The 11,866-nt window shown below is 72.5% G+C and carries 12 protein-coding genes; 2 read left to right on the top strand and 10 right to left on the bottom strand.

The genetic code is table 11. The features are described from left to right. Positions 1-22 precede the first annotated feature (22 nt). The 6 genes from ACZ51D_RS34795 to ACZ51D_RS34770 are packed head-to-tail and all read right to left on the bottom strand — an operon-like array spanning position 23 to position 5,686. Positions 23-1,264 carry an ATP-grasp domain-containing protein gene (locus ACZ51D_RS34795; protein WP_465622144.1) on the bottom strand — a complete coding sequence of 414 codons (1,242 nt, stop codon included), beginning with the start codon at positions 1,262-1,264 and terminating at the stop codon, positions 23-25. Beyond that, positions 1,261-2,208, bottom strand: a complete 948-nt coding sequence (locus ACZ51D_RS34790; protein WP_360509199.1) for a hypothetical protein — start codon at positions 2,206-2,208, stop codon at positions 1,261-1,263. Before ACZ51D_RS34790 ends, ACZ51D_RS34795 begins: the two co-directional genes overlap by 4 nt. A gap of 3 nt (positions 2,209-2,211) precedes the next feature. After that, the gene (locus ACZ51D_RS34785) at positions 2,212-3,177 is read right to left on the bottom strand and encodes an acetylxylan esterase (protein ID WP_465622146.1); all 966 of its coding nucleotides are present in this window, start codon (positions 3,175-3,177) and stop codon (positions 2,212-2,214) included. 22 nt (positions 3,178-3,199) lie between these two features. Continuing rightward, on the bottom strand, positions 3,200-3,403 hold the full coding sequence (locus ACZ51D_RS34780; RefSeq protein ID WP_360509196.1) for a (2Fe-2S)-binding protein: 204 nt from the start codon (positions 3,401-3,403) through the stop codon (positions 3,200-3,202). Beyond that, a complete protein-coding gene (locus ACZ51D_RS34775) occupies positions 3,400-4,344 on the bottom strand; it encodes a hypothetical protein (RefSeq protein WP_465664544.1) in 945 nt (314 codons plus the stop codon). Before ACZ51D_RS34775 ends, ACZ51D_RS34780 begins: the two co-directional genes overlap by 4 nt. A 58-nt stretch (positions 4,345-4,402) precedes the next feature. Beyond that, complete coding sequence (locus ACZ51D_RS34770) at positions 4,403-5,686, bottom strand: amidohydrolase family protein (RefSeq protein WP_465664543.1); 1,284 nt, start codon at positions 5,684-5,686, stop codon at positions 4,403-4,405. Between the two features lie 308 nt (positions 5,687-5,994). Here ACZ51D_RS34770 and mshB point away from each other — a divergent pair, with 308 nt between their 5' ends. After that, the gene (mshB, locus tag ACZ51D_RS34765) at positions 5,995-6,930 is read left to right on the top strand and encodes an N-acetyl-1-D-myo-inositol-2-amino-2-deoxy-alpha-D-glucopyranoside deacetylase (RefSeq protein WP_465664542.1); all 936 of its coding nucleotides are present in this window, start codon (positions 5,995-5,997) and stop codon (positions 6,928-6,930) included. A gap of 274 nt (positions 6,931-7,204) precedes the next feature. Then, on the top strand, positions 7,205-7,651 hold the full coding sequence (locus ACZ51D_RS34760) for a cold-shock protein (RefSeq protein WP_465622152.1): 447 nt from the start codon (positions 7,205-7,207) through the stop codon (positions 7,649-7,651). A gap of 187 nt (positions 7,652-7,838) precedes the next feature. On the opposite strand, the gene ACZ51D_RS34755 is transcribed toward ACZ51D_RS34760, so the two are convergent. From ACZ51D_RS34755 to ACZ51D_RS34740, 4 genes are all read right to left on the bottom strand, one after another. Further along, the gene (locus tag ACZ51D_RS34755) at positions 7,839-9,230 is read right to left on the bottom strand and encodes an amidase (RefSeq protein ID WP_465664541.1); all 1,392 of its coding nucleotides are present in this window, start codon (positions 9,228-9,230) and stop codon (positions 7,839-7,841) included. Continuing rightward, entirely contained in the window at positions 9,217-9,426 is a 210-nt protein-coding gene (locus ACZ51D_RS34750) for a hypothetical protein (protein WP_465622155.1), read from the bottom strand. Before ACZ51D_RS34750 ends, ACZ51D_RS34755 begins: the two co-directional genes overlap by 14 nt. A 167-nt stretch (positions 9,427-9,593) precedes the next feature. Beyond that, the gene (locus ACZ51D_RS34745) at positions 9,594-10,526 is read right to left on the bottom strand and encodes an MBL fold metallo-hydrolase (protein WP_465622157.1); all 933 of its coding nucleotides are present in this window, start codon (positions 10,524-10,526) and stop codon (positions 9,594-9,596) included. A gap of 44 nt (positions 10,527-10,570) precedes the next feature. Beyond that, a complete protein-coding gene (locus tag ACZ51D_RS34740; RefSeq protein ID WP_465664540.1) occupies positions 10,571-11,791 on the bottom strand; it encodes an MFS transporter in 1,221 nt (406 codons plus the stop codon). Positions 11,792-11,866 lie beyond the last annotated feature (75 nt).

Here is an 11,866-nt window from a genome sequence, read left to right as displayed (position 1 = left end):
AACCGCGGATCTTGCCGGAGCGTCAGTTCAGGTACAGGCCCTGCTCCTCACGCTCCCGGAGCGCCCCGTAGTCGCGGTGCACGTCCGCCGCGTCGGAGGACGCGAGGTAGGCGAAGCCCGGGGAGGACGTCAGACTGGTCGTGACCGGCAGCCGGTGCCCGACGCCCACCCCGGACACCACCGCCGAGCAGCTGACGAGCGCCTCGAGCTCCGTCCGCCAGGCCTGCGACCGGACCTCGCCCGCGACCGGGTTGATGAACGAGACGTTGCGGACGTACTCGGACCACGCGACCCGGGTGTCGTCGAAGGAGCGGAAGGCGGCGGGATCGACGAGCGACATCGCCAGCAGCCGGGTCTGCGACACCCCGCAGTACTTCTCGACCAGCCACGGCAGCGTCGCGCCGCCCAGCCGGGCCCCGGTCTCGATCAGTACGGGGCCGTCCGCGGTGAGGATCACCTCGGTGTGCGCGGCGCCGTTGCCGATCCCGAGCGCGGTCAGCGCCCGGCGGACGTGGTCGACCACCTGCCGGTACTCCGCGGAGCCCACCGGGACGGGCTCCTCGTAGTCGTACACCGGGGACATCCCGTCCCCGACCCGCTTGGTGTACCGCCACAGCTCGGCGATCTTGTGCTCGCCGTCGAGGGAGACGCTGTTGGCGTAGAACTCCGGGCCGAACACCCGCTCCTGGACCAGGGCCGTGATGTTCCGCGCCCCGTAGAGGTTGCGGGCGCTCAGCACCTGCTCGGCGGCCTCGGCCACCTCGTCGGGGGTGCGGCAGAAGTGGACGTTGTCCGAGCCCGCGCTGTCCACCGGCTTCACGACGGCGTCGGTGATCCCGCGGTCGACGCACCACTGCCGGGCCTGCCCGGGTGAGTCCACCCGCAGGCCGAGCGGGGCCCGCACGCCCGCCTCGAGGAGGGTCGTGGCCATGAGCGGCTTGCAGCGCCGGGCCTCGCTGGTCGCCGGATCGTGGCCGGGCGTGCCCAGCAGGCCGGTCAGCTCGTCGGCCAGCAGGACCCCCGACTCGGTGCCGGGCAGCACGGTCGCGACCCCCAGGTCACGGAGCCGGCCGGCCACCCGGCGCGGGTCCGGGTCGTGGCCGAGGTCCTCGACGTAGTTCGACGGGTCGTGGGCCGCGCTGAAGTAGGCCGGCATGTCGGGCTGGCTGGAGACGTGGACGCACTCGGCGCCGTAGTCGCGGAGCTGGGCGACCAGGAAGCGCCCGGTCGAGTAGCCGTCGACGATCCCGAACCGAAGGGTCATCGCTGCCCCTGCCACTCGACGTCGACGTTGGGCACGGCGGGGTCGACACCGGGGAGGTTCATGTCCTCCAGCAGGTGGGTGATCACGGTCAGCAGGTCCCAGCGGTACGGCGCGTCCAGCGGGACGTCCGGGGCCACCGCGAGCACCTCCGCGATGCCGACGTCCGCTCCGGCCGCCTGCCGTCGGGCCAGGTCGCCGGCCGGGCCGGGCACCCGGGCCAGCCGCTGCCAGCTGTTGCCGAGGTCGAAGTCGTGCTCCGGGTGCAGCCGTTCCAGGTCGTCGAAGATGGCGAGGACCTCGGGCCGGGCGTCGTGGCGCGACCGGATCCGCTCGCGCATGAGCTCGCGCCGGGGCTCGTCGCAGAGCACCGCGATCTCGCGGATGACGTCCACCGGCTCGTCGGAGATGTGCAGGAAGTTGAACAGCCCGTTGACGACACCCAGCCGGTGGCGCAGGTGCTCGGGGCGACGCAGCGAGGGATCGGCCGGGCCCTTGAGGGAGTTGAGCCGGACGGCGGCCGGTACGCGGTCGGGCGTCCACTGCTCGTCCCACAGGACCAGGCAGACCGTGTCGGTGCTGGGGAGCACGGCGTCCATCGCCTCGACCCGGTCCCGCGTGGCGATGTTGAACTGGTAGCGCCAGACCTCGCGGATGGTCTGCCGGTTGTGCCGGAAGCGCACCACGTCGAGGGGACGGAATCCGGTGTCGGCGAGCGCGTCGAGCGCGCTGCGGAGCCGGCGCCCCGCGGTCGCCTCCGACTTCAGCATGCACAACGCCACGCCGAGCATGTCCGGCAGCTCGTCGGCGAAGGTCCAACAGCCCTCGCGGAAGTAGCTGTCCAGCGCGTAGAGATCGGCCTTCAGCGGCGACCGGGTGACCTCCTGCCGAACCGTCGGTGGGATCTCGGTGAGCTGGTCCACGGGCGGAACCTGGGCGAGGATCACGTCTTACCTCTCCTGCCGGAAAGCGGGCACGACTGGTCGGGGGGTGGCCAGGCTCTGCGCCAGGAACTCCACCTCGGCCAAGCGCTGGTACGGGTTGGGCTCCGCGTGTCCGGCGAACGGCCAGACCCGGAGGGACTTGGGACCTGCGTAGCGCTCGTAGGCGGCATGGCAGGTGGCCGGCGGGCAGCGGTTGTCCCGCCCGCCGACCGCGAACAGGGCCGGGCAGTGCGCGTGCTCGGCCATGGTCGCGGCGTCGAACCAGGCGATCGTGGCGAGCGCCCGACCGGCCAGGTCCGGGTAGTAGTGGCAGAACCGCAGCAGCTCGCGGTACGGCTGCTGATCGGGCAGCTTCGCCGGATCGACCACCGCGCTCAGGAACGGCGACTCGACCAGCGCAGCCGCCGTGTGCGGGTTCAACGCCGCTGCGGCCAGCGCGAGTTGGCCACCCTGACTGCAACCGGCGACGGCGACCCTGGCGCCGTCGACTCCGGGGTGCAGCCGGGCCGCGTCGACCGCCCGGGCGGCGTCCACGTACGCGTCGCGGTAGTAGTAGTCGTGCCGGTCGAGCACGCCCCGGGTCACGAAACCCGGGATCTGCGGCACGGTCAGCCCGACCGGATCCGGAGTCGCCCCCGGCTTCAGGTTGCTGCCGCCCTGCCCGCGGGTGTCCACCACGAGGGTGGCGTAGCCGACGGCGGGCCACAGCAGCCAGTCCAGCACGTGGCCGCGCCCCTCGCCGTAACCGAGGAACTGGACCACGCACGGCACCGGCTCGTCCCGCCAGCGCGGCAGGACCAGCCACGCCCGGATCCGGTGGCCGCGCGAACCGGCGAACGAGGTGTCGAAGACCGTCACCCCGGCCGCCGGAGTCCGCTCCGGGGTGAACTCCGGCTCCAACGGGTGCCGTTCGGCCTCCGCGAGGGTGTCCGCCCAGAACCGGGCGAAGCCCTCGGGAGCGCCGCCCGGCACCGCGCCGACCTGCGGCGATCCATCAATGCTGGTCAGGGCGGGCCTCCGTCGCGAAGTCCGCCAACAGTTCCTCCAGCAGGCCGCGGCAGTCGCCGCACCCCTGGCCGGCCAGACAGCTCGCACCGATCTCGTCGACGCTCGTCGCACCGCGCCTGATCCAGTCGACGATCTCGTCCTCGCCCACCGCGAAGCAGATGCAGATGCTCGGCGCGGCGAAGGTGCTCACGCGGGCTCACCGCCTTCGCTCCCCTGCCAGGAGTCGAGCATGACGTTGGGGAAGATCCGCTGGATCCCGGGAGTGTTGAACTCGATCGTGTGCGTGATGACCGACAGCAGGTCCCAGTGGTCCGCCGGATCGGCGAAGGCCGACCGGGTCGCCGCCAGCACGTCCGCCAGGGCGATCTCGCCGCCCTTGGCCCGGATCCTGGCCAGCTCGCCGGCGGGGGCGGTCGACTCGGTCAACCGCTCCCAGCTCTTCTCCAGCTCCAGGTCATGGGCCGGCGTCTGCGCCTCCAGGTCGTCGAAGGCGGCCTCCGCCTCGGCCCGCGCGTCGTACCCGGCCCGGATCCGGTCGCGCACCACGTCCCGGCGCCGGGGTCCGGCGAGGATGGACAACTCCCGGATCACGTCGATCGGTTCGTCCGACGTGTGCATGAAGTTGAACAGGCCGTTGACCGCGCCCAGCCGTCGCCGCAGGTGCTCCGGACGGCGCAGCTCCGGCGCGGACGGCCCCTTCAGCGCCGTCAGCCGCACCGAGGCCGGCACCCGTCCCGGCCGCCACTGCGAGTCCTTCACCACCAGCAGGACGGAATCGATGGTCGGCAGCACCAGATCCATCGCGTCGATCCGCTCGCGGGCGGCGAAGTTGAACTGGTAGCGCCAGGTCTCCCTGATCGTCAGCCGGTCGTGTCGGAAGCGCAGCACGTCCACCGGGTGGAAGCCGTTGTCGGCGAGCGCCTGGAACGCGACCCGGTAGCGCCGACCGGCCGCCGCCTCGGGCTTCAGCACGCACAGGGTGACTCCGAGGACGTCCTCCAGCTGCTCGCCGAAGGTCCAGCAGCCTTCCCGGAAGTAGTTGTCCACCCCGTAGAGGGCGGCCTTGGCCGGTGAACGTGTCACCGCCTCCAGGACGTGCCGGGGGATGTCGTGCAGGGGCGCAGTGGTCATGGCAGTACCTCGTTCGAGAATCGATGGCGACGCGAACTCACCTGAGGGCGACGCGGACTCACATGAGGGCGATGCGCCGGCGGTCCGCGGTCACGAGCGACCCGAGGCCGACGGTGGCCGCTCCCAGGTCGATCTCGGGGAAGAAGGTGCGGTAGGCCGTGAACGCGACCAGCCGCCAGATGTCGTGCTCACCGACCCCGAGCTCGCGGACGTTCGCGATCTGCTTGTCGATCGGCATCGTGCCGGCCGCGACGACACCCTTCTCCTGGTACCAGAGCTGGGAGCCCGGCTCCAGGTGCAGGTCCTGGCCGGCCAGTCGGGCGGTGTCGCTGCGGTCGGTCATCAGCATCATGTTCTGCGGGCCGACGATCTCGATCGCCCGCTTGGCGATGGCGTAGTCGACGTGCTCGCCGTCGAAGTTGAGGCAGGCCGCGATGCGGCCGGCGTGCGCGCCGCGCATGATCGCGGCAGGAACGGGCCCGACCTGCTCGTGCAGGTCCGCCAGGTTCCAGGAGGGCAGGTCGTAGCTCGCCAGCAGGGCCTCCCGCTCGGCCTGGGCCTTGCGGGTCCGGAAGGCGTGCTTGATGAGCAGCGGCATCTCGTTGAACAGGTGGTCGGTCACCACGCGCACGCCGTTGTGCGGGCAGTCGGCGGCCTCCGCCGCGCCCAGCACCGCCTCCACGCAGTCGGCACCCAGCTGCGGGTCCTCCTTGGCGAAGTGGCCGAGCGCCGGCCGGACCCCGCTCTCGACCAGCCGGGTGACGATCCACTCCAGCGAGGGGTGGTCCGGCGTGAACTGCTCCGCCAGGTAGGAGCTGGACTGCAGCGCGTCCGGCGACAGCATGATGTAGACCAGGCCGAGCTCGCCACAGCTCGCCAGCTTCTCCCACTCCTCCTTCGACGGAGCCCACACGGCGTTCGCCGGGGTGCCGCCGAAGCTGGCCACCAGCGGGCCCTCGAGCGCGACGGCCGGCACGAACGGCAGCTGCCCGTCGGCCCGGAGCGCCGCGTAGCCGCGCATGAACTCGACGAAGGCGTCGAGCCGTTCGCGCCGCAGGTAGAGGGTCGGGATGCAGAGCAGGCCCTCGTCCGAGGCGACCTTGTCCAGCTCGTGGAGGTCGATCTCGGCGAAGTTCGAGAAGTCGATCGGCCCCAGGCCGTGACAGTGCACCTCCACCGGCAGCGCCGGCACCACGTACGGCGCGCCGCTCGGCACCTCGCCGAGGTCACGGTGCACCGCCGCGTCGCCGCGCGTGATGCGGCCGGCGGCCCAGGTGACCTCGGCGTTCGCCGCCCCCTGCGGACCGAGCCAGATCTGCGTCGACCCCAACGTCTCAGCCACGAACGCCCCTTAAATCTCGGATTCCCCGTCACCGGCCGCCCAGCGGGCCGACTCGCAGAGCGGTCAGCGTCCGCGAGCCGCCGCGCCCTGTCCTGAGCGACTGTGATCACGACTGCAGAAGACTCTCGCCGTTCGCCCTGTGCAGGCCAAGCGACCGCAGGGCTCCAAGTTCCGCAATACGGTGAGTCGAGGCGTCGAATACCGGATAACTGCAGTGAATCGTCGGAATTCAGACAGTCACCGGCTGCTTTCGTCCGAGCACCGACGGGGACCCCCGGGCGCGGACGGGAAGGGTAGGCTCCCCCGACATGACGACCCAGCCCACCACCGCGACCGGCACCCCCACCCGGCCAGGCAGCCGGATACTCCTCGTGCACGCCCATCCTGACGACGAGTCAATAGCCAACGGCGCCACCATGGCCCGTTACGCCGCGGAGGGAGCCACGGTCACCCTGATCACCTGCACCCTGGGCGAGGAGGGCGAGGTCATCGGGCCGGACCTGGCCCACCTGACCTCCGACCGCGAAGACCGTCTGGGCCCCCACCGGGCCCAGGAGATCGCGGCCGCCCTGCGCGAGCTGGGCGTGACGGACCACCGCTTCCTCGGCGGACCCGGCCGCTACCGCGACTCGGGGATGATGGGTTCCCCCGGGAACGACCGCCCCGACTCGTTCTGGCAGGCCGACCCCGACGAGGCCGCCGCGCACCTGGTCGAGGTCATCCGCGAGATCCGGCCGCAGGTCCTCGTGACCTACGACCCGGACGGGGGCTACCGGCACCCCGACCACATCCAGGCCCATCGGGTCGCCATGCGGGCCGCCGCGCTCGCCGCCGACCCGGCCTACCGCCCGGAGTCCGGCACGCCGCACGGCATCGCCAAGATCTACTGGAACTGCGTGCCCCGCTCGCTCGTCGACGCCTGCGCCGCAGCCCTGCACACCGCCGGCGCGAACGCACCCTTCCCCGCCGCCGCGGGCCACCACGACATCCCGCGCGTGGTCGAGGACGACGCCGTGACCACAGTCGTCGACGGCAGCGCACACCTGGACCGGAAGCGCGCGGCCATGGCCGCCCACGCCACCCAGATCACCGTGGCGGCCCCGTTCTTCGCCCTCTCCAACAACCTGGCCCAGCCGCTCTCGGCAACCGAGTACTACCAGCTCGCCCAGGGGGATCCCGGCCCCAGCGGCCCCTCCGGCCGCGAGGAGGACCTGTTCGCCGCATTCCCGAGCACGGGACCGTAGAAGAGCCGGGCCCTCACGAAGCGCCGCGCGCCGAACCGCACTCCGCAGAGCAGGACTCCAGGGCGACGGGCCACTGGCGCGGGTCGGCGGCACCTCGGGACCCCTGTGCCGGCCCCTGGCCACCGACCGCCCTCAGGGGTGCCCCTTGGATTTCCCGGCATATAGCCTGGGTTCACGGTCGGCCGGTCGAGTTCTGGGACCCGGTGGCAGGCCGACGGTGTGGTTTTGCGGTGTTCAGTGTTGTGTTGTTTCAGCAGAGGTGTGGGGTCTGGCTATGGCTATGGGCAAGGTCGTCCGGTTCGACGAGGTTCGAGGGTACGGGTTCGTCTCTCCCGACGGTGGCGGGTCCGACGTGTTCCTGCACGTCAACGACCTTCTGGTCGACAAGTCGCTGATCAGCCCCGGCGTTCTCGTGAGCTTCGACCTGGAGGACGGTGACCGCGGCCTCAAGGCCTCGGCCGTCTCCCTCGCGAGCGGCCGGCTGCCCTCCTCACCCCGCACCGACTCGCGTCCGTCGTCGGTGGTCCCCCACGCACCGGCGACGGACGCCCGGATCGACCTGGACGACGGCACCTGCGAGGTGCTCTCCGTCAAGGACTTCACCGACGAGGTCACCGAGGCCCTGCTCGTCAGCGCCCCGGCACTGACCGGTGAGCAGATCCTGGACGTCAGGAAGCGCCTGGTGCGGATCGCCGTGGACCACGGCTGGGTGGAGTCGTAACGGCCGCCATCGGTCGAGAGCCGACCGGGGCACGGAAACGTGCCCCGGTCGGCTTCGTCATCGGGCCCTTCCACGGTGTGCACCGGATCGGAGCGAGAGGCGGGGACGGCCGCAAGACCGCCCCCGCCGGTGGCACGCCGTCAGCTCGCTGTTCTCCTCCGCCGACGCCGACGCCGACGCCGAAAGATCAGACCGCCGTGGCGAGTGCCCGGGCGGGCTGCGTCTGCTCGTAGGCGTGGCCGACCCGCAGGAGCGTGGGCTCACCGAGGGGCCGGCCGAGCAGCTGCATGCCGATCGGCAGGCCCGCCGTGTCCTGGCCCACCGGAACGGTCAGGGCGGGCAGTCCGGTGATGTTGGCGGGGGCGCAGAGCCGCACGTAGGCGTCGGAGACGCTCTCGGCCGTGCCGTCGGGCCAGGTGACCGTCGTCTCGTCGGCCCCGACCGCGGGCATCGGGACGCTCGGGGCGGCGATCACGTCGACCTCCTCCAGCATCCGTGCCCACTCGGCACGCATGAGCGTGCGGGAGCGTTGAGCGCGCAGGTAGTCACCGGCGCTCATCAACTCGCCTGCCTCCAGGAGGATGCGGACGTCCTCCTGATACAGCTCGGGGACCGCTCGCAGGCTGCCCTCGTGGTAGGCCCCGGCCTCCGGCACCATCAGGCCCCACTGGGTGGCCTGGATGTAGCGGGTCATCGGGATGTCGACCTCGACGAGCCGTGCGCCCAGGGACTCCAGCTGCCCGATGGCGTGCCGGACGGCGGTCTCCACGCGCGGGTCGACGTTGTCGAAGTAGTAGGTGCGGGGCAACCCGATGCGCAGCCCCGTCAGGTTCGTGCCGGCACCGGGCCGGTAGTCCGCGGCGGGCACGGACAGCGAGGCGGGGTCGCGCGGATCGTGTCCGGCCAGCGCGGTCAGGACCAGGGCCGCGTCCTCGACGGTGCGGGTGATCGGACCGACGTGGTCCAGCGACCAGGACAGGGAGGTGACGCCGTGACGGGGGACGAGACCGTAGGTCGGCTTGAGGCCGACAACCCCGTTGAGCGCGGCGGGCACCCGGATCGACCCGCCGGTGTCGGTGCCCAGGGCGAAGGTCGCGGTGCCCGACGCGACGGCGACCGCGGAGCCGCCGCTGGAGCCACCGGCGACCCGGCCGCGGTCCCAGGCGTTGCGGGTCTGCGGGGTGGTCAGGCCGAACGCGAACTCGTGGGTGTGGGTCTTGCCGAGCAGGATCGCGCCGGCTGCGCTCAGACGCGCGGCGACCGTGCTGTCCGCTGTCGCGCGATGGTCGGCACGGACCCGGGAGCTGGCCGTGGTGGGCATCCCGCTGACATCGATCAGGTCCTTGAGCCCCATCGGGATGCCGTGCAGCGCTCCCCGGTAACGGCCTTGCGCCACCTCGTGTTCGGCTTCGCCCGCAGCCCGGCGTGCCTGCTCCGCGGCGACCGTGACGTAGGCGCCGAGGGACGGCTCCGCCTTCTCGATGCGATCGAGGACGGAGTCGACCAGTTCGACGGGGGACAGTCGCCGGTCACGTATCGCGTCCGCGGCGGCGGCGAGGGAAAGCTCATACGGCTGCATCGTGCTTCTCCTCTACGGCGCGGTAGGCGGCGGCGGGCGGGACGTCCGCGAAGTCCAGTTCGCGCAGGACCGCGACGACGCTGTGGATGTGGTTGGCGACCGCGGCGACCGCGGCGTGGCGCTCGGCTGGCAGCGCAAGTCCGGCGCGGGCGGCCCAGCGGGCGGCCTCCGGCGGTGTGAGTTCGACGGCGGGCATGGATGTTCTCCCTCTCGGTGGAGGTTGGGGCGGCGGAGTGGCCGACGCCCTGTAGGCCGAGGATTCGTTGTGGACAGCCGAAGGCGCCGCGGCAGTTCGGCGGCCCGCGCGGGACCGGCCGAGCGGCACCGGCCGAGCGGCACCGGCCGCGTGATCAGGCCGGGCGATCAGGCCGCGCCGGCCGGGATCTCGACGCCCGGCTCGGCGAGCAGCCGGTAGCGGCCGTTCTCCCGGCGGACGGCGCCGGCCGTGGGCTGCGGGAAGTGGGTGCCCAGGAGCAGCGCGTCGGTGTCCGCGAGCGCGTCGAGTATCCGGGCGCGGGTGCGGACCGCCTGGGCGGAGTCGATGTCGACGCAGCTGTGCACGTGGGGGTGGGACAGCTGCACGGGGTGGTGGATGCTGTCGCCGGTGATCAGGGCGCGGCGGTCGCTGCCGCGCAGTTCCACGGCGACCTGCCCCGGGGTGTGGCCGGGGGCCGGGACCAGGAGGACGCCGGGTGCCACTTCGTGCCCCTGCTCGGGCACGTCCACGAGGTGGTACTGCCCGGCGTCGCGGACGGGGGTGACGGAGTCTCGGAACATCTGGCGGCGGGCCTCGTCCAGGTCGGTGGCGGCCCAGTGGTCCCATTCGGTCCGGCTGGTGAGGTAGCGGGCGTTGGGGAAGGTGGGGACCCAGTCCCCGCCGACGAGGCGGGTGTTCCAGCCGACGTGGTCGGTGTGCAGGTGCGTGGTGATCACCAGGTCCACCGACTCGGGCGGGAAGCCGGCCGCGGCCAGGCGCTCCAGGAAGTCGGTGTCGAGACCGTTCCAGGCCGGGTTGGCGCGTGGCTTGGCGTTGCCGATGCCGGTGTCGACGACGATCCGCAGTCCGCCGGCCTCCACCGCGAAGCTGTGGCTAGCCAGCCGTGGGACCTCGGCGTCGGCGAAGTCGGGGCGCAGCCACGACGCCTCGTCCAGCACCTCCTTGGTGGCGTCCGGCAGCAGCCAGGGGCCGGTCTCCCGAGGCAGTTCGATCTCGTCGACGCGGCGGAGGGTGATGTCGCCGAGGCTCCACCCCGTGCTGGTGGAGGTGGCGGCCTGACGGGGCGTGACGGTGCTCATCGTGGGTCCTTTCGGGTGGTGCGGTGCGGGAAGGCGGAGCTCGGTCAGGCGGTGCGCGGCCGCCGCACGGCGCGGACGAGGCCGACCAGGGTCAGCAGGACGACGGTCGCGGCGTAGAGCGAGACTGCGGTCTGCAGGCCGTACAGGTTGGTGAGCAGGCCGGCGAGGACGGCGGGGATGCTCATCGCCAGGTAACTGAGGACGTAGTAGGCGGCGAGCGTGTCGGCGCGTTGGTCCGGGGCGGCCGGGGGGAGCAGGAGGCGCAGGGCGCCCTGGGTGACGGCGCCGAAGCCCGCGCCCGCCAGGGCGGTGCCGGCGAACAGCGCGGGCAGGCTGTGCAGTCGGGGGCTGCTCAGGGTCAGCAGGGCTCCCGGGATCAGGAGCGCGCTGCCGGCGAGGCTCACCGTGCGGGCGGGCAGCGCCCGGGCGGCGTGGCCGGCGAGGCCGGCCGCGGCCGTCATGGTGAGGAAGACCAGGCCTCCGGTGGCGCGGCTCGCGTGCGGGGCGATGAGCCGGGCGAGCGAGGGGCCGAGGGAGGAGTAGAAGCCGCCCAGCGCCCAGGCGGCGACGACGCCGGGGGCGAGAAGCCTCATGGCCGGGCGGGAGGCGGGGGCGACGGCAGTGCCGGGACGCAGCGAGCGCCACGCGCCGGAGTGGGGATGTGCGGTCTCGGTGGTGAGAAGCACTGCGGCCGCCTGCGCGGTGAACAGCAGGAGCAGCAGCAGGTAGACGGTGCGGGTGGGAGCGGGGGCGAACTGCACGAGGGCGGTGGCAGCCAGCACCCCGACCGCCATGCCGGCCACGGGGGCGATGCCGTTGGCGGCGGTGGCCCGTCCCGGGCGGTCGCGGTCCTCGAAGTCGAGCAGGGCGGCGCCGGCGGCGCTGGTGGCCACGCCGGTGGCCAGGCCCTGCAGGATCCGGGCGGCGATCAGCGCCGGCACCCCCTGGGCGGTCGCGAAGACGGCCATCGCGGCGCCTTCCGCCAGCAGCGCCCCGGCGAGGACCGGGCGCCGGCCCAGGTGGTCCGAGAGCGTGCCCGTGGTCAGCAGTGCCGCCAGCAGGGCGAGCGCGTAGGCGCTGAACACGACGGTCAGCGTCATGGCCGAGAAGTGGAATGCGGTTTGGTAGAGCGCGTAGAGCGGGGTCGGTGCGCTGGAGGCGGCCAGCAGGCCGACCAGGACCGAGGCGTGGAGCCGGAAGGCACCGCGGTGGCTCAGCAGGGGCAGGCGGCGGGGGCGGGACGGCAGGGCTGCAACGCTGAGCATGGAGCACCTCTCACACCTAAAGGCAAACGCTTTGCATTAGGAAGAGTAGGCCCCGGGCCACTCGAAACGCAAACT

Source organism: Kitasatospora sp. NPDC033851 (genome assembly GCF_055576085.1).
This window is presented reverse-complemented; position numbering and strand designations above follow the sequence as displayed.

Excerpts from the sequence above, each read along its gene's own strand:
- ACZ51D_RS34795 (WP_465622144.1), bottom strand. The coding sequence starts at position 1,264 with ATGACCCTTCGGTTCGGGATCGTCGACGGCTACTCGACCGGGCGCTTC.
- ACZ51D_RS34775 (WP_465664544.1), bottom strand. The coding sequence starts at position 4,344 with ATGACCACTGCGCCCCTGCACGACATCCCCCGGCACGTCCTGGAGGCG.
- mshB (WP_465664542.1), top strand. The coding sequence starts at position 5,995 with ATGACGACCCAGCCCACCACCGCGACCGGCACCCCCACCCGGCCAGGC.
- ACZ51D_RS34760 (WP_465622152.1), top strand. The coding sequence starts at position 7,205 with ATGGCTATGGGCAAGGTCGTCCGGTTCGACGAGGTTCGAGGGTACGGG.
- ACZ51D_RS34755 (WP_465664541.1), bottom strand. The coding sequence starts at position 9,230 with ATGCAGCCGTATGAGCTTTCCCTCGCCGCCGCCGCGGACGCGATACGT.
- ACZ51D_RS34750 (WP_465622155.1), bottom strand. The coding sequence starts at position 9,426 with ATGCCCGCCGTCGAACTCACACCGCCGGAGGCCGCCCGCTGGGCCGCC.
- ACZ51D_RS34745 (WP_465622157.1), bottom strand. The coding sequence starts at position 10,526 with ATGAGCACCGTCACGCCCCGTCAGGCCGCCACCTCCACCAGCACGGGG.
- ACZ51D_RS34740 (WP_465664540.1), bottom strand. The coding sequence starts at position 11,791 with ATGCTCAGCGTTGCAGCCCTGCCGTCCCGCCCCCGCCGCCTGCCCCTG.